The organism is Dyadobacter sp. CECT 9275 (assembly GCF_907164905.1).
Taxonomy (GTDB): Bacteria; Bacteroidota; Bacteroidia; order Cytophagales; family Spirosomataceae; genus Dyadobacter; species Dyadobacter helix.
Window position 1 is genome coordinate 2,951,222 of the sequence record NZ_CAJRAF010000002.1, and the last position, 22,208, is coordinate 2,973,429.

General features: G+C 41.7%; 21 protein-coding genes. All 21 read left to right on the plus strand.

What is annotated here, in order from left to right; translation table 11 throughout:
• Positions 1 to 21 precede the first annotated feature (21 nt).
• The 21 genes from KOE27_RS19925 to wecB all read left to right on the plus strand — a co-directional run bounded on the left by KOE27_RS19925 (position 22) and on the right by wecB (position 22,157).
• Positions 22 to 774, plus strand: coding sequence for a polysaccharide biosynthesis/export family protein (locus KOE27_RS19925; RefSeq protein ID WP_215240557.1), 753 nt, complete (start codon positions 22 to 24; stop codon positions 772 to 774).
• A 23-nt stretch (positions 775 to 797) separates the two neighbouring features.
• Positions 798 to 1,493: a tyrosine-protein phosphatase gene (locus KOE27_RS19930; protein ID WP_215240558.1), complete on the plus strand. Its 696-nt coding sequence runs from the start codon at positions 798 to 800 to the stop codon at positions 1,491 to 1,493.
• 8 nt (positions 1,494 to 1,501) lie between these two features.
• On the plus strand, positions 1,502 to 3,931 hold the full coding sequence (locus tag KOE27_RS19935; RefSeq protein ID WP_215240559.1) for a GumC family protein: 2,430 nt from the start codon (positions 1,502 to 1,504) through the stop codon (positions 3,929 to 3,931).
• A gap of 52 nt (positions 3,932 to 3,983) precedes the next feature.
• Positions 3,984 to 4,865 (plus strand): N-acetylneuraminate synthase family protein, encoded by an 882-nt coding sequence (locus tag KOE27_RS19940; RefSeq protein WP_215240560.1) that lies wholly within the window; start codon positions 3,984 to 3,986, stop codon positions 4,863 to 4,865.
• Entirely contained in the window at positions 4,862 to 5,590 is a 729-nt protein-coding gene (locus tag KOE27_RS19945; protein ID WP_215240561.1) for an acylneuraminate cytidylyltransferase family protein, read from the plus strand. Before KOE27_RS19940 ends, KOE27_RS19945 begins: the two co-directional genes overlap by 4 nt.
• Entirely contained in the window at positions 5,587 to 6,549 is a 963-nt protein-coding gene (locus tag KOE27_RS19950) for a Gfo/Idh/MocA family protein (protein WP_215240562.1), read from the plus strand. Before KOE27_RS19945 ends, KOE27_RS19950 begins: the two co-directional genes overlap by 4 nt.
• Positions 6,550 to 6,635: 86 nt before the next feature.
• Positions 6,636 to 7,472 carry an SDR family oxidoreductase gene (locus tag KOE27_RS19955; RefSeq protein ID WP_215240563.1) on the plus strand — a complete coding sequence of 279 codons (837 nt, stop codon included), beginning with the start codon at positions 6,636 to 6,638 and terminating at the stop codon, positions 7,470 to 7,472.
• Complete coding sequence (locus tag KOE27_RS19960) at positions 7,466 to 7,942, plus strand: KdsC family phosphatase (protein ID WP_215240564.1); 477 nt, start codon at positions 7,466 to 7,468, stop codon at positions 7,940 to 7,942. Before KOE27_RS19955 ends, KOE27_RS19960 begins: the two co-directional genes overlap by 7 nt.
• The gene (locus KOE27_RS19965; RefSeq protein WP_215240565.1) at positions 7,939 to 8,796 is read left to right on the plus strand and encodes an ABC transporter permease; all 858 of its coding nucleotides are present in this window, start codon (positions 7,939 to 7,941) and stop codon (positions 8,794 to 8,796) included. Before KOE27_RS19960 ends, KOE27_RS19965 begins: the two co-directional genes overlap by 4 nt.
• Before the next feature lie 11 nt (positions 8,797 to 8,807).
• Positions 8,808 to 10,073 carry an ABC transporter ATP-binding protein gene (locus tag KOE27_RS19970; RefSeq protein WP_215240566.1) on the plus strand — a complete coding sequence of 422 codons (1,266 nt, stop codon included), beginning with the start codon at positions 8,808 to 8,810 and terminating at the stop codon, positions 10,071 to 10,073.
• A 1-nt stretch (position 10,074) separates the two neighbouring features.
• Positions 10,075 to 10,857 carry an FkbM family methyltransferase gene (locus tag KOE27_RS19975; protein ID WP_215240567.1) on the plus strand — a complete coding sequence of 261 codons (783 nt, stop codon included), beginning with the start codon at positions 10,075 to 10,077 and terminating at the stop codon, positions 10,855 to 10,857.
• 97 nt (positions 10,858 to 10,954) lie between these two features.
• Positions 10,955 to 11,788 (plus strand): glycosyltransferase family 2 protein, encoded by an 834-nt coding sequence (locus KOE27_RS19980; RefSeq protein ID WP_215240568.1) that lies wholly within the window; start codon positions 10,955 to 10,957, stop codon positions 11,786 to 11,788.
• The gene (locus KOE27_RS19985; protein WP_215240569.1) at positions 11,785 to 12,954 is read left to right on the plus strand and encodes a glycosyltransferase family 4 protein; all 1,170 of its coding nucleotides are present in this window, start codon (positions 11,785 to 11,787) and stop codon (positions 12,952 to 12,954) included. Before KOE27_RS19980 ends, KOE27_RS19985 begins: the two co-directional genes overlap by 4 nt.
• Positions 12,951 to 13,826 carry an alpha-1,2-fucosyltransferase gene (locus tag KOE27_RS19990; RefSeq protein WP_215240570.1) on the plus strand — a complete coding sequence of 292 codons (876 nt, stop codon included), beginning with the start codon at positions 12,951 to 12,953 and terminating at the stop codon, positions 13,824 to 13,826. The genes KOE27_RS19985 and KOE27_RS19990 overlap by 4 nt, the downstream gene beginning before the upstream one ends.
• Positions 13,811 to 15,787 (plus strand): glycosyltransferase, encoded by a 1,977-nt coding sequence (locus KOE27_RS19995; RefSeq protein ID WP_215240571.1) that lies wholly within the window; start codon positions 13,811 to 13,813, stop codon positions 15,785 to 15,787. The genes KOE27_RS19990 and KOE27_RS19995 overlap by 16 nt, the downstream gene beginning before the upstream one ends.
• 67 nt (positions 15,788 to 15,854) lie before the next feature.
• Complete coding sequence (locus KOE27_RS20000) at positions 15,855 to 16,694, plus strand: glycosyltransferase family 2 protein (RefSeq protein WP_215240572.1); 840 nt, start codon at positions 15,855 to 15,857, stop codon at positions 16,692 to 16,694.
• A 253-nt stretch (positions 16,695 to 16,947) separates the two neighbouring features.
• Positions 16,948 to 18,123, plus strand: a complete 1,176-nt coding sequence (locus KOE27_RS20005; protein ID WP_215240573.1) for a glycosyltransferase family 4 protein — start codon at positions 16,948 to 16,950, stop codon at positions 18,121 to 18,123.
• A 12-nt stretch (positions 18,124 to 18,135) separates the two neighbouring features.
• On the plus strand, positions 18,136 to 19,410 hold the full coding sequence (locus KOE27_RS20010) for a hypothetical protein (RefSeq protein ID WP_215240574.1): 1,275 nt from the start codon (positions 18,136 to 18,138) through the stop codon (positions 19,408 to 19,410).
• Positions 19,407 to 19,961, plus strand: coding sequence for an acyltransferase (locus tag KOE27_RS20015; RefSeq protein WP_215240575.1), 555 nt, complete (start codon positions 19,407 to 19,409; stop codon positions 19,959 to 19,961). The genes KOE27_RS20010 and KOE27_RS20015 overlap by 4 nt, the downstream gene beginning before the upstream one ends.
• A complete protein-coding gene (locus KOE27_RS20020; protein ID WP_215240576.1) occupies positions 19,949 to 20,995 on the plus strand; it encodes a glycosyltransferase in 1,047 nt (348 codons plus the stop codon). Before KOE27_RS20015 ends, KOE27_RS20020 begins: the two co-directional genes overlap by 13 nt.
• A gap of 22 nt (positions 20,996 to 21,017) precedes the next feature.
• A complete protein-coding gene (gene wecB / locus KOE27_RS20025; RefSeq protein WP_215240577.1) occupies positions 21,018 to 22,157 on the plus strand; it encodes a non-hydrolyzing UDP-N-acetylglucosamine 2-epimerase in 1,140 nt (379 codons plus the stop codon).
• Positions 22,158 to 22,208 lie beyond the last annotated feature (51 nt).

The window sequence follows — 22,208 nt, forward strand, 5'->3', positions numbered from 1 at the left end:
TAACAAGAAATCGGGATGTTGATGTCATATTTAAAGGTACTCTGCGGGATTTTAGTAGTAGTGATCGGGCTGCAGTCCTGTGCCACCCGGCGCCCGTTGCCCACCGTCACCAACTACCCTCTAGACCGGAAAGTGGCTCCCGCTGATCAGGGAGAATACAAAATAAAACCAGGAGACCAGCTTAGGATCAAAAACCTGAACTGGCTCTCGGACCTGGTGCCTGATCCCAGCGCAGTTCCTGGAAACAGCGGCAGCGAAGGGCTGCTTTTAAGTGTTGACGTAAACGGGCAGATCGGCATTCCGGAAATTGGCAAGCTGAGCGTAGCAGGACTTTCAGCTCAAAGAATTTCGGATACCTTATCCGTTTTATATAAAGATATCATCCGAAATCCTATTTTTGAAACTCAGGTGACCAGCCTCCGGGTGAAAGTACTCGGCGCTGTGGGGATACAGGGAATCGTGCAGCTGGATAAAGAATATCAGTCGCTTGGAGAAATCCTTGCCAAATCCGGTGGTATCAAATATACCGATGCAGGAAAAACCATTCAGATCGTAAGAGGAGAAGGCACGTCACAGCGTGTTATTCAATATGATTTTCACGAACTTGCTGATCCTCTGATCATGAATCAGCAGATTTTTGACAACGATGTCGTGTACGTGCCCCCATCACGCGATGCTGTAAGGTCAATCCGGATACAGCGGAATCTTGCTATTTTACAGCCTGTCTTTACGGCACTTAATATCACAATTCTCCTGATCAACGTTTTACGTTAATACTTACCCTAGTTTCAATTCCTATGTTATCAGCAGTTGGTACGGATCTCCACATACATCTCTTACCCGGGATCGATGACGGATCAGCATCAGTGCAGGAAAGCATGGAAATTTTAACCCGCCATTATGCCTCAGGAATCCGGCGGATTATTGCCACACCGCACATTCGCTCCGACTTCTTCCTGAATTCGCGGCAAACCATACTCCCCGCATTTGAAAAGATCCGGGCCGAAGCCAATATCCGTTATCCCGACCTTTCACTGGGTTACGCCGCCGAATATTTTGCTGACGATTACTTTGTGATGCTGCTGGAAACAGACGATCTATTACCACTATTTGATGAATATGTGTTGGTGGAAACGTCCATGCGTACCGAACAGCCTTATTTCAGGGATATCCTCAGACTGATGATTGACAAAGGATGGAAGCCCGTGATTGCCCACCCGGAGAGATACCGCCCCTGGTGGTCCAACAGAAAAATATATGACGAGCTATTTGAGATGGGCGTTATTTTCCAGGTAAATCTGCTTTCACTGGCTGGCAAATATGGCCCCAGGGAACAGGAAATGGCAGAACTTTTAATACAACAGGGCAAGATAAAAGCCATAGGCAGTGATCTTCATCGCACGGTTCAGTACGATGATATTTTAAAAGCCACACAAAATCCTTATTTTTCTGAATTATCTTCACAACCGCTCTTAAACCGGAATGAGATCTGAATTTTAAAATGGCGAACACCAGCGCAGATAACGCATTTTTCGAAAGGCTTTTAAGTAATTCCGAATCCATTGATTTTAAAAAACTTTTTAAAGTTTTTCTTAGCCGCTGGTATTGGATTATTGGCTCCCTGGGGCTATTCGGTGTGTTGTGTTTCCTTTATTTAAAATTTGCCGTACCTCAGTTTGTAGCATCGGTCACCGTCAAGTACCTTGAGAAACAATCCGAACTGGATGAGTTTAGCAGCTCCAAGCCCACCTATATATTCAACTCCGCCACGACCGATTACCTGACGGAAAAATTTAATGTCAGATCACAGGAGGTTGTCGAAAATGCACTGTATAAGCTCAACAACCCCTTCACTTTTTTCCGGGTAAAAGATTTCAGGAAAATAGACGTTTATCCTTCAAAGCCCTTGGATCTGGAAGTGATCAGCTTTGACCCTGATACTTACGAGAACGGCGTTTTTTCCATCACCGAAAATCTCGGACTGGTTTACAGGCTTGAAGAGAGAGAAGTAACACTCCCCTTGCGTCTGGGAGCCATTGTTACAGTGCCTGGCCTTAGCTTTAAAATTAAAGAGATCAGCACCGCCAAGGGATATGAATTTGATTTTGTGCACAATGAAATTGCCCGGCAGGCCGAAAATTTCATAGGCCGGATTGGTATGGAGGAAGTGGAAGAAGCCATGCCGGTTATGAATATGTCCTTTCGACATCATAGCGCCGCATTTACAAAGGATTTTCTAGAAAAACTTATTGAAGCCTACCGGGAGTTTGATTTAAGACAAAAACAAAAATCCTCCGATCTTACCATCAAATTCATAAACGATCAGTTGGGTATTTATTCCGATTCCCTTAAAGTTGCCGCCCGGGATCTGGAATTATTCAAAAAACAAAACCAAGTGCTGGACATCAGCTCGTCGGCCAATGAGATCACAGGAAAACTCCGGGAACTGGAACAGGAAAAACAGAAACTGGAAATTCAGAGAGCTTATATTTCGATACTTGAAAAAAGCCTGGGCACCACCTTTGAACCGGTAAATTATCTGTCGGTGGGCCTGGATGCAGGTAGCGACGGAATCCTGATATCACTGCTAGAGAGATTTAACGAGCTCATTACCAAGCGAAAAGATCTACTTCTCAAATACAGCCCCAATGCGCAGGCCGTCAAAAATATTGATGAAGAACTAAACAAATTCAGAACGCAGATTCTTGACAACATATCGCTTCAGAAACAGAAGATAGGTGGCATGGATAAGATCATGACCTCCAGTATATCGACTTTTCAGAAACGGTTTAACCAGATTCCCGGACTGGAAAAAAATTATCTCTATCTGCAGAGCAACTTTGAAGTAAACAAGAATATTTACTCGCTGCTGCTCAATAAGGAAATAGAATCGTCTATCGTCCGCGCCGGGATGCTCCCATCTTTTGTGGTGATCACCCGTCCTGACATCGACAAAGTTTCGCCCAAATCCATCCAAATAATCATTCTGGCGATATTTTTCGGATTATCTTTTGGGATTGGCTCTATATTGCTGGCCCGGTTTACCAATGGGAAATTTACAGAAATTGGAAATGTGGAAGCCCATCCAAAAGTAACGCTGCTGGGAGTTGTACAGCATTTCCCGGAAAAAGTGACAAACACGTCAAAAGACCTTAACCTGCTGCTTTCGGATCGAAGCATATTCACCGAATCGCTGAGTTCTATACGTACCAAGCTCAGTTTTGCGGGTAGCAATTTAGAAAAGCGGGAGGGCAAATCGGGTAAGCAACTGCTGATTACCTCTGAAAAGTCTGGGGAAGGGAAGTCCTTCGTGACCATTAATCTTGCGCTTTCCCTGACAAAAACCGGAAAGAAGGTTATTGTGATCGGGGCCGATTTACGGAAATCGAAACTACACCATTACTTTGATGACAGGAATAAAAATGGCCTGAGCGAGTACCTCCAGGAAAAGGAAAAAGACATCAACGTTACCATCCGGCATTCTTCAGTTCCCAACCTGGATTATATCGTATCAGGAATACCTCCTTTTAACCCGGGTGAACTGCTTCAGACACCCCTTTTTGAAGAATTGTTAAAATATTGCCGCCAAAATTATGATTACGTCCTGCTGGATACCGCACCGGCCGGCCTGGTGGCCGATAATATTCCGCTACTGACTACCAGTGACCATGTGTTATTCATTATCCGTTGGTTATACTCTGAGAAGGATTCTTATCGTCTGGCCGGACAACTCGCGGATGACTACAACGTGAAGGACGTCAAAATCATCATTAACGATTTTTATGCCGACGCACTCCATACCAGTATCACCAGCGGTTCGGGTTACAGCAGTGGTTACAACCAGTATCGTTACGATTATTCCTACCGGGATAATGGCTATTATACCGAAAAGCCCCGCAACCTGATCAAACGCATTTTTAATCTCAGATAACGTAAATCCACCCTTGCAACCCGCTTTTATTCATTGGACCAAGCTTTAAAGTATGTTTTCATTTAAATATAAATATCCAAAAATAATTTCCGAGATAGGCTGCAACCATAAGGGGGATTTTGAGATTGCAAAGGAGCTGATCCGGTTATCAAAAGATTGTAAGGCAGATTATGCCAAATTTCAGAAACGCAATTCCCGTGAATTACTCACATCCGACCAGTATAACGCGCCGCATCCCTACCCTTACAATGCGTATGGCGGCACTTACGGCGAGCATCGGGAGGCATTGGAATTCAGCCAGGAGCAGCATGCCGAACTGAAAAATTATGCAGAAAGTGTGGGTATAGGTTATAGTACTTCGGTTTGGGACGTCACTTCGGCGGTGGAGATCATAGCTTTACAGCCTGATTTCATCAAGGTCCCCTCGGCATGCAATAACCATTTTGAAATGCTGGGCCTGCTTCGTGATACCTATGAGGGAGATGTACACATATCGACCGGAATGACTACTGCCAACGAAACCGAAGCAATTATCCGGTTCTTTGAAGAAACGAATCAGGCCAGGCAGCGCCTGGTTTTGTATAGCTGTACATCCGGCTATCCGGTTCCATTTAATGATATATGTTTACTTGAAATCAGAAGACTTTACGACCTATACGAGGCAAGAGTAAAAGAGATTGGTTTTTCGGGGCACCACCTGGGGATATCTGTTGACATTGCAGCATATACCCTGGGGGCTCAATGGATTGAACGGCATTTTACCAAAGACCGAACCTGGAAAGGAACCGACCATGCCGCGTCGCTGGAAGTTCCGGGCCTGCAAAAACTGGTGAGGGATTTACACCATACTTTTGAAGCGCTCACCTATAAATCCGCTGAAATTCTGGACATTGAGAAAGTTCAGCGCGACAAGCTAAAATACCGCGAACATTGAAAGAAATACTGGCCATTATACCTGCTCGAGGCGGAAGCAAGGGATTACCGGATAAGAATATCCTACCACTTTCCGGTCATCCGCTTATTGCATACAGCATTAAAGCCGCACTGGATGCTCCGTCCGTTTCCAGGGTGATCGTTTCCACGGATTCAGAAAAAATAGCCGCCATTGCATTGCAATACGGTGCCGAGGTGCCGTTCCTTCGCCCTGCGGCTATTGCAGATGATTTCAGTACCGATCTGGAAGTTTTTCAGCATGCCCTTCAATGGTTATCTGAACATGAGCTTTATACGCCCGATCTGGTTTTACAGCTCAGGCCCACCTCTCCTTTCAGGACAGTGGATATGATAGAAATGTGTATTCAGAAACTGACCAGTTCTGAATGCGACAGCCTGCGGATTGTTACTAAATCTTTTCACACGCCCTATAAAATGTGGCGGATTGAGGATACCGACCAACCTATGGTCCCGCTGTTGCAGCTCCCCGGGTATGATGAACCCTATAACCAGCCCAGGCAAAAACTACCTGAAGTTTACTGGCAGATCGGAACTTTGGATGTGATCAGACCGGAAGTAATAACCAGAGGCGGTTCCATGTCGGGCAAGAAGGTTCTTCCGCATGTCATTGCCCAGGAATTTGCCATTGATATTGACGATCTGGCAAGTTTCCAGAAAGCCGGACAACTCATTGCGCTTCACCATTGCGTTAAATTCGATACATGATCAGCTACGACAGTCCGATATTGGTTTTTGGTGCGGGTTCTATTGGTGAGCGACATATAGAAATCCTCCAGAAACTGGGTTATCATAATATCTGGGTCTACAGACAGCGGAATTTGCCACTTAGAAACATTTCCCCGGACACTGTTAAAATCATTACGGACCTGACCTGTATACCGGACATCAACCCCGCGGCGGCTGTCATCTGCTCTCCTACGAGCCAGCATCTCGAACAAACCCTGCTTTGCATTGATCACGGCATACCTGTTCTGGTTGAAAAACCTTTGTCTCATACCACAGACGGACTTGATCAGTTAAAAAGCCTGATCATGCAAAAAAAAGTGCTGGTGAAAGTGGCATATATGTTACGTTATCATCCATTTTTCCAAAAAATCAAGCGCATTGCGGAATCAGGGGAAGCAGGAAATCTGCTTAGTTTGCAATCCTACTGGGGAGAATATCTGCCCGACTGGCACCCCTGGGAAGATTTCCGCAGTTCCTATGCCGCAAAAAAACAACTCGGCGGAGGTGCGGCACTCACCCTCAGCCATGACCTCGATCTGATTAACTGGCTTGCCTCGAGTGCTGTAACAAACTGGAATACCATCAAAAATTACAGATCAGCCTTGGAAGTGAGCGTTGAGGCTGGTGCAGATATTTTAGTTTCTTATCAAAATGGCATAACGGCTCACGCGCACGTTAACTTCTTCGAGAAATCTCCCAGACGATGGTACCGTTTTGTCTTTGAAAATGCGTCCTTCGAAATTGATTATTTCAAGACCGAAATGATGGTTTTCAGGCCCGGAAAAGATACCGAGGTAACCAGAGATATTTTTTTTGAAAGAAACCAAATGTTTGAGGCCCAAACACTGGATTTCCTTAGGAGCATTGACCATCCCGAAACAAATTATTTAAAATCCGTCACAGAAGCGGAACAGGTAATTAAAATGTGCGGGCCTTAGGTCTTTGTCATATAACCGATTTGTATATTATATTGTAACCGGTTTTATAAAATTAAAAGCATCTGAAATTATCGGAAGCAGGCAGCATGCAACAGATACCCCAGCAACCGTCCATCAGCATAGCGGACAAAGTAATACTTATCACAGGCGCTTACGGGCTCATCGGCTTTACCATTGCTCAGGCCTTCCTTTTGCAAGGAGCCCGGGTAGTGCTGGCTGACATCAACGACGGTCGGAAGGCAAACATCCTGGAAGCGCTGGAAAGAGAATTTCCAGCTGATTCTTTTTTACTGGCCACACTGGATATCACCCGTGAGGAAAGCTGTGAAAAAGTAATTTCGGAGATAGCAGGGAAATTTGGAAAACTCGACGTCCTCGTCAACAATGCCGCCATTGACGCCAAATTCGATCAGCAGCATGCGGGATCGGTTAATCCTAGCAGATTTGAGTATTATCCGGTTGAGCTTCTGAGAAAATCAGTGGAAGTGAACCTGACGGGCACCGTGATTATCACTCAATTTGCTTGCAGACAAATGCTGAAACAGGGCTCAGGGAATATCATCAACGTGGCATCCACGTATTCCATGGTTGCGCCCAATCAGAGCCTGTATGATTTTGGAGAGGGAGTAAAACAGTTTAAGCCGGTGGATTATATCGCTTCCAAATCTTTTATTCCCAATTTTACAAGGTATATCGCCACCTTTTACTCCCGGGAGGGTATCAGATGTAACGCCATCGTACCCCACGCCGTTTTTAATAACCATAACGAGGCTTTTTTGAAAAATTTCGCAAAACTTTCTCCCTTGGGAAGAATGTGTGACCGAGAGGAACTGGTGGGCCCTTTCACATTTCTCGCTTCCGATGCATCAAGTTACATGACAGGATCGGTATTAACAGTGGACGGAGGGTGGACAGCATGGTAGAAATCAAGCTCTTCCTCACCGACGTCGACGGGGTACTTACCGACGGAAGCATGTACTATACCGAATCCGGTGATGAATTTAAAAAATTCAATACCCGCGACGGTATGGCTTTTGAACTGTTACGGAAAAACGGAATTAAAACCGGTATCATCACCTCCGAAAATACGCAAATCGTAGCCCGCCGGGCAGCCAAAATAAAGGCAGATTATCTGTACCAGGGCCACCGCGACGGCGGAAAACTCAGCGCCGCGATAGAAATTTGTAATACCGAAAGCATTTCCATGCACCAAGTTGCTTATATTGGTGATGATTTAAACTGTATTGCCTTATTAAAGGAAGTGGGCCATGCAGCCTGCCCCGCAGATGCCGCCTACCAGGTGAAGGCCATACCAGGAATAATAATATTAAACAGAAAAGGAGGCGACGGATGTGTGCGGGAGTTTGTAGAAAGGATTTTGGATAAACAATGACTTCATCAGAAGAAGATAAATGGGATCTCGAAATTGAGCCCGTCAGCGGGTTATTTGATGTCAACTGGCGTGAAATCTGGCAATATCGCGACCTGATCGCCTTATTTGTGAAGCGTGATGTAGTAGCAACTTACAAGCAAACCATTTTAGGTCCCGTCTGGTTTTTCGTACAGCCTATACTCACAACGTTTACCTACATCATCATTTTTGGAAACATAGCAGGAATATCTACCGGAGGTGTCCCTAAAATTCTTTTTTACCTGAGTGGAATTACACTTTGGAACTACTTCCAGGAATGCCTGCTCAAAACCTCGGATACCTTCGTGCTTAATCAGAATTTATTCGGAAAGGTATATTTCCCAAGGCTAGCCGCTCCCATTTCCATTGTTATTTCAAATCTGTTTAAGTTCGGGATACAGTTCACTCTTTTCCTTGGTATCTGGACCTACTTTCTAATACTGCAAAAGAATGAAGTCAGTCCAAAACCCACGCTAATATTATTCCCATTATACCTATTACTAATGTCCGGGTTAGGTTTTAGCACAGGCGTGTTAATATCTTCTCTAACAACCAAATACAGGGACCTACGATATCTGATCCAGTTTGGGATTCAGTTATTGATGTATGCCACACCCATTGTATATCCTTTGGATATTGCTCCGGAAAGGTATCAATGGTTGCTGCAGCTCAATCCTGTTACCAGCGTGGTGGAGGCATTAAGATATTCTTTCCTTGGGCAAGGGCATTTTTCATGGGCAGGTCTTGGATATAGCTTTATATTTATGTCTATCAACCTGTTAATAAGCATTATAGTATTTAACAAGGTTGAAAAAACTTTTATGGATACAGTATAGAGTCAAAAATTATGTCAGATACAGTAATACAAGTTGACAATGTTTCCAAACTCTATCAACTTGGTGAAATTTCTACTGGGACATTAAGCCGTGATTTACACCGGTGGTGGACCCAACTACGTGGAAAGGAAGATCCATTTCAAAAAATCGGCCAGACGAATGACCGCACAGTTAGAAGTTCCGCAGATTTTGTATGGGCCTTAAAGGATATTTCCTTTGAAGTAAAACAGGGAGAAGTTCTTGGAATTATCGGACGAAACGGGGCCGGGAAATCCACCTTGCTTAAAATACTATCCCGGGTTACTAAACCGACATCTGGCAGGATCCGGGTAAAAGGACGAATCGCCTCGTTGCTGGAAGTCGGGACCGGCTTCCATCCCGAGCTGACGGGCAGAGAGAACATTTTTCTCAACGGAGCCATCATGGGAATGACCAAGACCGAAATAAAGTCAAAACTTGATGAAATAATCGCCTTTGCCGGAGTAGAAAGATACATCGATACCCCTGTTAAGCGTTATTCCTCTGGTATGTACGTCAGGCTCGCTTTTGCTGTGGCCGCCCATCTGGATCCGGAGATACTGGTTATTGACGAGGTACTGGCCGTGGGAGATGCGGAATTTCAAAAAAAGTGTTTGGGCAAAATGAAAGACGTGAGTGAGAAAGAGGGAAGGACGGTGTTGTTTGTAAGCCACAATATGGACGCTGTTCAAAAACTGTGTACAAAAGGGATTGTACTAAATAACGGAACAGTTCGTGAATCCGGTAGTATAAAGAAGGTGTTACTAAAATACGTACAAGAGCTCACACTCTCCAAAGCGTCTTTTGAATTTGGAAAACCAGTTGTCGAAACAGCCGGTTATGTCGAGCACCTTTCTGTTGAAGATTTGAATGGAAAGTTATTACCTGAAGTCCAAGTCGGAGATAACTGGCAGGTAAGGATCCGGTTTACTTTAATGAAAGAAATAAATCACTTTATAATTGGACTGGGAATAACCGCTCAGTTAGGTTTTCCGGTCCACACCTCTTGGAGTATACCTGTAGACTTAAAAGAAGGAACGTATGAAGCCATTTTTATTAATGACGTCGTTATCTATACCTCAGGGTTATACTACCTGGACGTCGGCCTCTCCTCCTTTCTGAAAACTTTTCAGTTTTTAGAACAGTTAGCCTATATTCAGGTTTCAGATGTACCCAATCTTAAGTCGGATCAGGTAGTAAATACCAGGAGTGGAGTAATAATTAATCAAATGAAAGTAAACATTGTAAGGAAAGTTTAAAATGAAAGTACTGATACGCGATATTTTAGGCCGAGAAACGGTTTCCTTTCTAAGTAAACTGGCAAAAAAGTACTTTCCAACAGACCAAATAACCGAGGAAAAGAGAGAACTAGAAAAAAGAATTAAATTTTACTCCTCATTTATCAGTAAAAACGAACTTTGTTTCGATGTCGGTGCCAATATCGGAAATCGAATTGAGCCGCTCCTTTTACTAGGTGCTAATATTGTTGCAATAGAACCCCAGGAGCAATGCCATGAGATTCTTCAAAATAGATTTGGTGATAAAATTGTCATCGTCACAAAGGGTTTATCCGATATTGAGGAAACAAAAGATTTTTACATATCGAATGCTTCTACAATATCTTCCTTCTCCAAAGAATGGATTAATTCAGTCAAAGATGGCCGTTTTAAAGCATACCAATGGAGAGAGACTATTAAAGTTGAAATGACCACACTTGACGCTCTCATTAACATCTACGGAATTCCATCTTTTATAAAAATTGATGTGGAGGGCTATGAGCTCGAAGTGCTTAAGGGTTTAAGCCAACCAATTAAGACAATTAGTTTTGAATATACAGTTCCAGAACAGGTTGAAAGAGCAATTGACTGTATAAAACAAATAGAAAAATTTGCTCCCAATTTGGAATGTAATTATAGTGTGGGTGAAACAATGCAGTTTACCTATGATAAATGGATAAAACCCGCTGAAATGAAACTTCATATTCGCTCTTCCGGTTTTATAGACTCTCATTTTGGAGACATTTATTGTAGACTTAGAGAATAAATGTGTATTTCCAATAATTGGTTTCAATATTTACATTGTTTCAACATTGTAAATGAATTTTCAAGCAATGATGAACCAATTTATTTATCTTTTATAAATGGACGTTAGTGTTATCATCCCAACCTGGAATCGCGCCAGCACTATTACAAGAGCCATTTTAAGTGTTCTAAACCAAACTAAGGATGTCAAAGAAATCATTATCTGCGATGATGGATCTACTGATAATACATTGGATATAGTCAGGGATATCGCAGATCCAAGAATCAGGTGGCTTTCAGGAATACATTCAGGGCTTCCTGCCGTTCCACGTAACAGAGGCCTATTTGAAGCAAAGGGCGAATGGATAGCCTTTCTGGATAGCGATGATGAATGGCTACCCAGAAAAATAGAGTCTCAGTTGGCCCTAATATCTAAAACCAAAAATCTTGCAGCATGTAGCAACGCTTTTCGTATTACCGCTAACAATCAAGATTTTTCCAATTCATATTTTGATAATGATACAGTTTTGCTGTTGGATTTAAAACAATTACTGAAAATAAACAAGGTCATATGCAGCTCAGCTCTCTTCCACTCTTCCCTTATATCAAAACTCGAAGGCTTTCCTGAAAATCATAATTTAAGAGCAATCGAAGATTATGCCCTTTGGTTGAGATTAGCCTGTTTGACACCTATTGCCTATCACCCAGCACCTCTCCTCCGTTATTATGATGACCCTTCCAACAGTATCCGAAAAGAAGATTCAAATGCTGGTCTTCAAAAAAACCAGGTACTTTCGGACTTTCATGCTTGGAGATCTCGCAAGTCAGAAACTCTAGGGCCTTTGACTAAACTTAATATATGGAATACTCTAAACCAGCTCGAAAAGGGTAGAGGTTCAGCCCAATTACACTTTTTTATAAAGAAGGCTCTAAACCTCATAAATCACTTATGAAAATTCTACACACAGTTGAGTCCTATCTTCCGGCACGCCATGGTATGTCAGAAGTAGTGCGTCAATTATCAGAAGGATTAGTTGCTTTGGGACATGACGTAACCGTGGCCACATCAACAAATAACAAGCGAACTGAGACGGCAATCCGGGGAGTAAAAGTGGTATCATTTAATATATCCGGAAATATGGTTCGAGGTATTACTGGAAGTAAAGATAATTATATAAAATTTGTAAAGGAAGGGAACTTTGACATAATCACATGTTTTGCTGCACAGCAATGGGCAACTGACCTGCTATTTCCCCACCTTTCTTCAATTTTAGCAAAAAAAATATTTGTACCGACTGGCTTTTCTGCCTTAAATGATCCGACCTATTCCGAATATTTTATCAAGATGACTGACTGGCTAAATACATTTGATATTAATGTTTTTCTTTCTGATACCTATAAAGACATTCAATTTGCCCGAGATAATCAAATTAGGAACACAACTATCATTCCCAACGGAGCATCTGCACAAGAATTCGCTAATCTATCAGAACCTTATTTAAGAAAAAAATTAAATATCCCTAAGTCATCATTACTTATACTGCACGTTGGATCATTCACTGGAATCAAAGGTCATTTTGAAGCTATTCAAATTTTTTTAAAAGCACGAATTAGAAATGCAACTCTTTTATTCATTGGCCAAAATCAAGAAAAAATCATTGAAAAATTAGGACGAAAACAACGTTATATTATTTCTCCTATCGCACGACTCCTTAAAAATAAGATTATTTTAAGTTTAGAGCTAGGAAGGGAAGACACCGTGCAGGCATTTAAAGAAGCCGACATCTATCTTTTTCCTTCTCAGGTTGAATGCTCCCCCATCGTACTTTTTGAAGCTGCTGCTGCTGGACTACCGTTCCTCTCAACAGACGTGGGAAACGCCACGGAAATAGCACGTTGGACATCAGGAGGAATTATAATCCCAACACGGTTTAAAGGTGACAGAGGTTTTGCAGACATTGAAGAGGGAGCTAAACTTTTAGAGAAACTTAGTAATGATAAGCCCTTGAGGCTAGAAATGAGTGCGAAAGCACGACATGCCTGGGAGCAAAAATTCACATGGGAAAAAATAGTTTCCCAATACGAGCTTCTATATCAAAAACTTTTGACCAACTCATGATAACCGTAAAACTTCAGGGCGGCTTAGGAAATCAGCTGTTTCAGTATGCAACGGCTCGTGCCGTTGCTATGAAGCACAGAACCAACATAGCATTTGATATTACCTCCTTGTATGCAACCAATACTGATATAACTCCAAGAGAATTTGAATTAAACAAGTTAAGCATAGAGTACAAGTCTCCTTCAATAGCCGCAAAACTTGCTTATAAACTTGTTAACATACCCTTCGGGAATTTTATCCAAAACACCTTACTGAAATTTCTAAGCGCACGGATATACACAGAAAAATCTCTGCTTTATAACCCATTTATACTGGATCAGACATGTAAGAATACATATCTAACTGGATTTTTTCAATCAGAGAAATATTTCAACTCCATCAAAACGGAGCTGTTGCGAGAAATATGTTGGCAACCGGAACATAACCACATAGTTAATGTAATCAAAAATACAAATTCAGTCAGTCTTCACATCAGAAGGGGAGACTATGCTGCCAATTATAAAACTCAAAAATTTCACGGTCTCCTTCCACTTGAGTATTATAATAATGCTATAAAATACATCACCGATAGAATATCAGACATACATATTTTTGTTTTTTCTGATGACATCAATTGGTCCAAACAACATCTCAACTTTAAAGGTAAACTCACATTCGTGGAAGAGAATAGTGCTTCGGAAAGCTATAAAGATCTTCAACTAATGAGTTTATGCAAGCACAACATCATAGCCAACAGCAGTTTCAGCTGGTGGGGAGCATGGCTAAATCAACATACTAATAAAATTGTCGTTGCACCAAAAAGATGGTTTGCAGATACGACTGCACAAGAACAATCACATGATATAGTGCCTAAAGAATGGATAAGGTTGTGATTCCCAAAGTTACCGTATTGATGCCGGTTTATAACGCCCAGGCTTTTCTTAATAAAGCCATGGAGAGCATACTCTGTCAAACATTTACCAATTTTGAATTTCTAATCATTAACGATGGATCTACTGACAATAGTGAGAATATTATCCAATCTTATAGCGATCCGCGGATTTCATACTATAGAAATGAAAAGAACGAAGGGATCATAGGCACTTTGAATAAAGGTATAAGTCTTGCCAAAGGAAAGTATATCGCTCGCATGGATGCAGATGACATTAGCCTACCTGAAAGACTCATGAGACAAACCTCTTTTCTTGATGATAATCCGGTATATGCTCTTGTCGCCACTCAAATTAGCTTGATTGACTCAGAAGGACACTCGGCAGGAGAATGGAAAGACGATCTGATTACGGGTTCAGATCAAATAAAAAGGAAAATGCCATTTACAAACTGTATTGCCCACCCTTCTGTGATGATCAAGACAGAGATTATTAATCATTATAAATATAACACAAAACAACGTAATAATGAAGATTATGACCTTTGGCTAAGATTACTGTCAGATGGATACCGAATAGCGAAGCTATCCGAGCGTCTGCTGTTATATAGGCAAACAGATTTTTCTATCACAGCAAAAGCTAATAAAGCTCTTGCCTTTGACAATAAAATGCTAAGCGTAAAATATAATTACTTAAAGTACAGACTATTTAATCTTAGGATTAATAAATTTGATTTAATTGTATTTTTCTTCTTAATTCAGCATTTAAAAATCGTTTTCAAACGTAAGTTTAGCTCTTACATCAGAGATTTCCCTAAAATTCCTTCTCTCTTATTTTTTCACTATCGAATCAGAAAGATAGCCCCTTCCACGTCTCTATTTTGCTTCTTTCCTTCCTATCATACCGGTGGAGCGGAGCAGGTACATGCAGATATAATGAGTGTTATTTCTCAAAGAATACACAGAAAAGAAGTCGTCATTTTTTTTACTAACTACTCTCAAGAGCAGACATTTAAAAATCAGTTTTGGAAAATAGCCCAGTGCTTTGAGGTAGTGAGTTTTAATAGATCCATTTACAGAAACAGCCTTATTAAAAGTATCCTAAAGATAATTGAGAAAAGTGAAAATCCTATACTATTCGGATCCAACTCTCCTATTTTTTATGAAATAATCCCACAGATAAAGAAAAAAACCAAAAATATTGACTTAACACATGCCTTCTCATACGACCAAAAAAATGGCGTAGAAAAAATAAGTTTATCCTGTATTAACGTTATTCATAAAAGGATTGTCATAAATCCGGTATTAATTACCGAATACGAAAATTTGTTTAATACAGTTGGTCTTAATTGGTCTCAATGGAAAGACCGATATCAAGTAATTCCCAATAAAATCTCCTATACTTGGTGGGACCTTTCAGAAAAAAATTACAATTCAGAATCCCTAAATGTTATTTTCGTTGGGCGCAATAGCTATGAGAAACGTATTGAGCTGATAGGAAAAATCGCTTCACAAATGTGTGATAAATCTGTAAAATTTACTCTGGTAGGTGCCGGTTTAGATAAGTCTGTGAATCCCGAATTTCATAAATATTTAACCTTTGCCGGTGAGATCACAGATAAACCGACTTTGGCTTCTTATTATAAAAAGAGCCATGTTGTCCTGATCACCTCTAGCCGAGAAGGTTTTCCATTAGCTCTTATGGAAGGAATGGCACATGGAGCAGTAGCACTTACCACGGACGTGGGAGGTATCTCTTATCATGTACACCATCAGCAAAACGGTTTTCTCGTACCTTCACAAGACGATACCATTGTGGTAGAGCAATGTATTAAATACCTAAATATCTTACTTGAAAATCCTCTTTTAAAAATTGAACTCGGACGGCAGGCCCAAAGGGAAGTATATAAATCATTCTCCCCGGAGGTATTCAACCAGGCTTGGGACGCTGTCCTTTTGGAGTAGACCATTTTTCAATTTGGATAACAATAATTTATTACATTTGTAACAAAGCATAGATTGACACAGGTAAATGAACCCTATTATAAGCGCCGTTATACCCTGTTTTAACCATGGAGCTTTCATATCGGAATGCATTACTTCTCTTCTTAATCAGTCCACGGAAATAGCGGAAATCATCGTGGTAGATGACGGATCAACCGATCCACTGACCTGCGCAATATTGCAGAAGCTAAATTCCCCAAAAACCCGGGTCATTTTCCAATCAAATCTTGGAGCCTCTGCTGCTCGAAATACTGGCTTCCGGGAAGCTATTGGAACATGGATTTTGACCATCGATGCGGATGATTATTTCCACTCCACATTTTTAGAAAAGGCGCTACAAGTTGCGCAAAATGATAGTTTAGTTGGAGCGGTATCCTGCTGGGTACAAATGTTCGGATTGAAGAATGATCTATGGAGATGCTTAGGCGGAGATACCTCTGCATTTCTGGTTAAGAACAATTCTTCCTCAGCCGGTTTAATATTAAAAAATCATTGGGAAGAAATTAACGGTTATGACGAATCCATGATGGCTTATGAAGATTGGGATTTTTGGCTCCGATTAACCACATTAGGAGTCAAAGTTCATGTGATACAGGAGGCGCTATTCTTTTACAGAAAACACGCTCACTCCCTATTGGCATCCAACCAAGATAGATATTTAGATATCCGAAAATATATGTTTTTAAAAAACAAGCATGTTTTTGATACATCTTACCCCGAATCCCTCTTGCAATTCGAGAAAGAAATCATCAAATTAAAGCTATCAGTAAGAAAATTAAGTAATCCTACATCAGTTATCGAGCTTGTAAGAATTTTCACTAACAGCATACGTAAATATTTGAATCAGCTAATATTAAGTATAAAATGACATATAAGCCTTATCTGGTAAATTTTTACGTAATTAAACTCTATTTATCTTTTAGTGCTAAACTTCAATTCATCTTACCCTATCAATAGTACCATTGAAAATATGGTAACATCTATATTTTTTACATAAATAGGCTACACTTTTTATTGATGAGAATTTAAAAAGATAAATTCAACGACCAAAGCCAACCAGAAACAGCCTTGCAGCCAATACTCATGCATTCGGTACGGGCTTGACTTTACTGATCAGATATATGCAGCAAAATTTAAAAAAGAAGATAATTATAATTCTTCCACATTCGGGTGCTGGAGGCGACAGCCAGGTCATTCTGAATCTACTGTATGCAAACTCTGCCAGTAATGAAATTTTCGATTTTCACCTTTTAATCAATAGCGCAGGAGAATTACACGACGAATTTAAACGATTCGCAAAAGTTTATACCTTCCCTATTGATGACTATCCTCTTGTACGCAAAATTCTAAGACGACTTTCAGTTCTATCATTCGAATGGTTAAAGAAAAAATATTATCTATCACTGATCAACAAACTTAAACCTGATTTGGTGTACATTAATACAGTAAATGAAAACGAATTAAGCCAAGCCGTGTTATCCTCAGGAAAAAAGTTTGCAGTCCATCCTCATGAATTAGATTTTGTTGTTACGCACCGCATTTCTGATGTATGGATTGAAAATCTGGTGAACTATTCAGCAAAAATAATCAGCCCGGCCCACGCAGCGGCCATTTTCTATCAAGATGTATATTGTGCTGAAAAAGATAAAACAGTTATCTTACATGAAACAGTAAGCGACAAACGTATTCACTGGAACTTAAATAATAATACAAAAAGTACATTGAGGCCTTCTAATGACGTTTTGTTGATAGGAGGATCAGGCTCAATAATTTTCAGGAAAGGTGTTGATACTTTCATTCGGGCTTGCAGTATCGTACGTCAACAATATACTGGAAAAATTAAATTTTTCTGGCTTGGAGGACAATCTAATGTTTACAAAAAACAGATTTACTTCAAATCATTGGTTAATTTACTAAAAACAGAAAATTTACTCGCTGATTTTGAATTTTTACCCTATACAGCTCAGGTAGGCAGCTTTTTCAACGAATTGGATCTGATGGTTCTCCCCTCCCGTATTGAAGCCTTTCCTCTGGTAGTTTTAGAAGCCATGCTTTTTGAGAAGCCTGTTGTTGCCATGGATGTAGGTGGTGTCAGGGAAGTGGTCGATGAACAGACTGGTTACCTGGTAAAAGACAGAACGCCGGAAGGTTTGGCGAAGGGAATAATCCACTTTTTAGAAAGTGAAAAACTCCGAAAAGAAACTGGCAAACGAGGGAGGGAAAGAGTTTTAAAAAACTTCGAGGCAGAGGTACAGGTAAAAAAATGGCTTCAGATTCTGCATGAACTTACGGACTAAATATTACAAGTTTTGAAAATCGCCTTCGTAGTTTCCTTTTTTGATTTCCGCAACGATGTCCGGAAGGTCATAATGGAAGTATCCCAAAAGCATGAGGTATGTATTTTGGGAAAGCCTGAGCATGCCGAGGCGATCCGCCAGCACTTACCTGCTCAGGTTACATTCCGCCCTATTCTGGAGGCCAAGGCCTCGGTCTGGAATACCTTTTGGGAACGCATTTACCTTCTTTTTAAAAAACTACCCAAAAGCCGCTCCAACTTTTTTTTGATGGAGCTTTTCAAGGTCAGCAATGTTGCGGATCAGGTTCAGCAGCAAAAGGGCAGAAAATTACTGGCCTGGATTAAAAAATTACCGAAATTCATTCCTTACGATTTTTACCTGAACAGATTACGGTACCGCGCCGGAACCAGAATAGATGATATCGACCAATTCATCTGTTTCACAGCCATTGCCGATGACCATTTCCACGCTCGGCTTATCAGGGAAAGGAAGCAGATAAAAGTATATGTCTATAGCTGGGACCACCCCTGCAAGCATACCTGTTTTTCAAAAAGGGTAACTTACCTCTGCTGGTCTCAGGAGCTTAAGAAGGATATTGTAACATTGCAGAACATTCCTGAGCATCAGATTTTTGTAGCAGGCGCAAGCCAGTTCGGTTATATCCACGACTACCTTGGTTTGCTGTCCGCGCGTCGGCCATATTCATTTCCGTATATTTACTTCGGCTGCGCCATCGGCATTGTGGATCTGGTTCCGGAGGAGCTCAGACTCATCAAATTACTGGCGGAGTGTTTGATGCAGGAACAACCTGAGTGGAAATTGGTGGTAAGGCCTTATCCTGTCCTGACCAACTGGACATTTTATGAAACACTCAAAATGTTGCCCAACGTAGTGGTGGATGATCAGTTCCGTACCAAAGACCTGTCTGTTGCCGAAGATGATATTCTGAAAAAATATGAGACAATTGAACATGCAGAGGCCTTTTTTCACCTGGGTACCACCATGGGCCTGGAGGCATGTTTTACAGAAACCCCATCCTTTATTCTGGATTTCGGATACACCACCGGCCAAGACCTCAGTCTTTATAATTTCATTCATCAGTTTCAAAATGACCGCCACCTCATCCAGTTGTCCCCGGTTAACGCCATACGGTCCCGGGAAGAGTTGTCACAGGTACTCAAAGAAACAGGTGCCCCTCAGTACAAAGTATTAAATAAAGTTGTCCGGCAACAGTATTCCTTGAAATCCTTTTCGAAATTTGCAGAAGATCTGGTCGAAATTTCATGAAAAAACTTCTGGTAACATTCTATATTTCAGTTCTTGCACTGAAAGACTACCTGTATCGGGAGTGGCTTCTGCATCTCCCACTCCATTTCATTCGTTTATACCTCATAAAAAAAACGCTTTACAAAGTAGGGAAACAATGTTTCTTCGCAATAGGAATAGAAACCCGCCAGGGCCGTAACATTACAGTCGGAAATAATTGCGTGGTCAATAAAAGGGTGCTCCTGGATGGCAGAGGCGGCAAAATTATCCTGGGGAATAATGTGGATATTGCACAGGAAGTTAATATCTGGACCCTTTCCCATGACCCGCATAGTGACTACCATGAGACTACCGGCGCCGACGTCATCATCCAAGACTATGTCTGGATTGCCTCGCGGGTAACCATCTTGCCTGGGGTACATATTGGCAAAGGCGCAGTTGTGGCGACGGGGAGCGTGGTCACTTCGGATGTCGGTGAAATGGTTATTGTAGCAGGCATCCCGGCAAAGCCAATAGGTTTACGGAAGAGCAAATTGCTATACACGCTAGACCATCGCCCATGGTTCAGATAAAAATCAAAATGGTTGCCTGCCTCCCTGTTGCGGGTAACGATAACCCTTATCAGGCATTGATGATCGAAGGCTTAAACCAATCCGGACGGCTTCATGCTTTTAACGGCGTGCACGATAAATTTGGGGGCATCATCCGAACGGCCTGGAAATACAGGCCCGATTACATCCACTTTGACTGGATAACTTCTTATTATCAACGCCGGTATGCGTGGGCCAGTTATCTGAGTATGGCCGTCTTTTTTATACAGCTTGTTTTAGTCCGGAATATTTGGGGAACAAAGTTTGTGTGGACCTTACACAATATTCTCCCACACAACGCTGAGCACATAGCAATGCACCGTTTTTGCCAGCGCTTTTTTGCACGCCGTTGCGAATGGATCCGGATATTTTCCAGTCACACACTGGACCGCGCTGCATCTGAACTCAACATTCCGACCCACAAATTCAGGGTCATACCCGAAGGGCCCTATACTACAGTTTACCCCAATACCATTACCAGAAACGAAGCACGGGCGTACTTCGGGTTACCCCAGGACAAAATGGTTTTTCTATACCTGGGTCTGATTAAACCCTACAAGGGTATTTCAGAGTTACTTCAAGCCTTTCACAGTATTGAACGACAAGATAAGATACTGATCATCGCGGGCAGATGTATGGACCCGCGCTACGGCCGGGAAATAAAAAACGAAATAACCCCTGATGTGATTTTTAAAGATGAATTTATCCCCGACCACCAGCTTCAGTATTATTTCAACGCGGCGGATATGGTGGTGTTACCGTTTTTAAAAATTGAAAATTCGGGTTCGGTCATTCTCGCGATGGGTTTTGGAAAACCCGTCATAGCGCCGATGTTCGGAGCTGTACAAGAAAGATTATGCCAACAAATAGATTTACTTTTTACAAATCACCATCAACTTCATCAAAAACTGTTACTTTCATTGGACCTTTCTGAAAGCATACTTCGGAATATCGGAATTTCCAACGCCAACCAGCTGAAGCAATTTCAGTGGAGCGATTTTGCAAAAGCATTTTAACAAACGGTAAAAAGAGTTATTAATGAAAGTTTTGACAATAATAGGTACCCGCCCCGAAGCTATCAAAATGGCACCTGTTATCCGGCAGCTTACAAATAATATTCACATTCACCATCAATTATGCATTACAGGCCAGCACAAGGAAATGCTGGATACCGTTCTACAGTTTTTTGAGATTGAACCGGATTTCAATCTCAACATTATGAAACCCGGCCAGGACCTCACAGATATTACGGTAGGAATTCTCACCGGACTTAAAGACGTGTGGAAAGTATTCCGCCCCGACTGGATCCTGGTGCATGGAGATACCACTACCTGTTTTGCATCCTCACTTGCTGCATTTTACGAAGGGATTAAAATTGGCCATGTGGAGGCAGGCTTAAGAACGGGCAACCTGCGCTCTCCTTTCCCCGAGGAAGCCAACAGACAACTCACAGACCGTCTGGCCGACGTCTTTTTTGTACCCACCCAACGGAACAGGGAGAATCTCCTGGCAGAAGGTGTAACAGACAGCAAGATTATCATTTCTGGAAATACGGTGATTGATGCATTAATCTGGGCGGACAATAAAGTACTTTCCTTTTCCGAAAAAATTTCTCCCGAACTGCGAAACCGGCTGGAAAATATGGAGCGCCTCATTTTAGTAACTGGCCACCGGAGGGAAAATTTTGGCTCGGGCATTCAATCCATCTGCAAGGTACTTGCCCGGCTGGCAAATTTCTATCCCTCCGCAGATATCGTGTATCCTGTACATCTTAATCCCAACATTAAAAAGCCCGTTTACGAACTATTGTCGGGAATCCGAAACGTTCATTTGATTTCTCCGCTGGATTACCCTGATTTTGTACATGTTATGAAAAAAAGCTGGATAATCCTTACCGACTCAGGAGGAATTCAGGAGGAGGCGCCATCCTTAGGGAAGCCTGTTCTGGTCATGCGGGATACCACCGAAAGAACGGAAGTACTTGATTCAGGAAGTGTCAAGTTAGTCGGAACGGACCTTGGGTTAATAGAAAGTACTGTAAAAGAATTATGGGATAATAAGACGGCCTATGATAAAATGGCGTTGAATGCCAATCCTTATGGAGATGGATCAGCAGCCGACAAAATAAATGACTTTTTTAGTACAATTACCTCTGAAGTACCCGAAAATCTGTTGTGACAACCCGGCATTTTTCCAGTGGCTCCCAAAGCTAAAATTTGCGTAAACCCA

What these genes read in the sequence shown, in the direction of transcription:
- KOE27_RS19925 (WP_215240557.1), top strand. Translation starts at nt 22, where the DNA reads ATGTCATATTTAAAGGTACTCTGCGGGATTTTAGTAGTAGTGATCGGG.
- KOE27_RS19930 (WP_215240558.1), top strand. Translation starts at nt 798, where the DNA reads ATGTTATCAGCAGTTGGTACGGATCTCCACATACATCTCTTACCCGGG.
- KOE27_RS19935 (WP_215240559.1), top strand. Translation starts at nt 1,502, where the DNA reads ATGGCGAACACCAGCGCAGATAACGCATTTTTCGAAAGGCTTTTAAGT.
- KOE27_RS19940 (WP_215240560.1), top strand. Translation starts at nt 3,984, where the DNA reads ATGTTTTCATTTAAATATAAATATCCAAAAATAATTTCCGAGATAGGC.
- KOE27_RS19950 (WP_215240562.1), top strand. Translation starts at nt 5,587, where the DNA reads ATGATCAGCTACGACAGTCCGATATTGGTTTTTGGTGCGGGTTCTATT.
- KOE27_RS19955 (WP_215240563.1), top strand. Translation starts at nt 6,636, where the DNA reads ATGCAACAGATACCCCAGCAACCGTCCATCAGCATAGCGGACAAAGTA.
- KOE27_RS19960 (WP_215240564.1), top strand. Translation starts at nt 7,466, where the DNA reads ATGGTAGAAATCAAGCTCTTCCTCACCGACGTCGACGGGGTACTTACC.
- KOE27_RS19965 (WP_215240565.1), top strand. Translation starts at nt 7,939, where the DNA reads ATGACTTCATCAGAAGAAGATAAATGGGATCTCGAAATTGAGCCCGTC.
- KOE27_RS19970 (WP_215240566.1), top strand. Translation starts at nt 8,808, where the DNA reads ATGTCAGATACAGTAATACAAGTTGACAATGTTTCCAAACTCTATCAA.
- KOE27_RS19975 (WP_215240567.1), top strand. Translation starts at nt 10,075, where the DNA reads ATGAAAGTACTGATACGCGATATTTTAGGCCGAGAAACGGTTTCCTTT.
- KOE27_RS19980 (WP_215240568.1), top strand. Translation starts at nt 10,955, where the DNA reads ATGGACGTTAGTGTTATCATCCCAACCTGGAATCGCGCCAGCACTATT.
- KOE27_RS19985 (WP_215240569.1), top strand. Translation starts at nt 11,785, where the DNA reads ATGAAAATTCTACACACAGTTGAGTCCTATCTTCCGGCACGCCATGGT.
- KOE27_RS19990 (WP_215240570.1), top strand. Translation starts at nt 12,951, where the DNA reads ATGATAACCGTAAAACTTCAGGGCGGCTTAGGAAATCAGCTGTTTCAG.
- KOE27_RS19995 (WP_215240571.1), top strand. Translation starts at nt 13,811, where the DNA reads ATGGATAAGGTTGTGATTCCCAAAGTTACCGTATTGATGCCGGTTTAT.
- KOE27_RS20000 (WP_215240572.1), top strand. Translation starts at nt 15,855, where the DNA reads ATGAACCCTATTATAAGCGCCGTTATACCCTGTTTTAACCATGGAGCT.
- KOE27_RS20005 (WP_215240573.1), top strand. Translation starts at nt 16,948, where the DNA reads ATGCAGCAAAATTTAAAAAAGAAGATAATTATAATTCTTCCACATTCG.
- KOE27_RS20015 (WP_215240575.1), top strand. Translation starts at nt 19,407, where the DNA reads ATGAAAAAACTTCTGGTAACATTCTATATTTCAGTTCTTGCACTGAAA.
- KOE27_RS20020 (WP_215240576.1), top strand. Translation starts at nt 19,949, where the DNA reads ATGGTTCAGATAAAAATCAAAATGGTTGCCTGCCTCCCTGTTGCGGGT.
- wecB (WP_215240577.1), top strand. Translation starts at nt 21,018, where the DNA reads ATGAAAGTTTTGACAATAATAGGTACCCGCCCCGAAGCTATCAAAATG.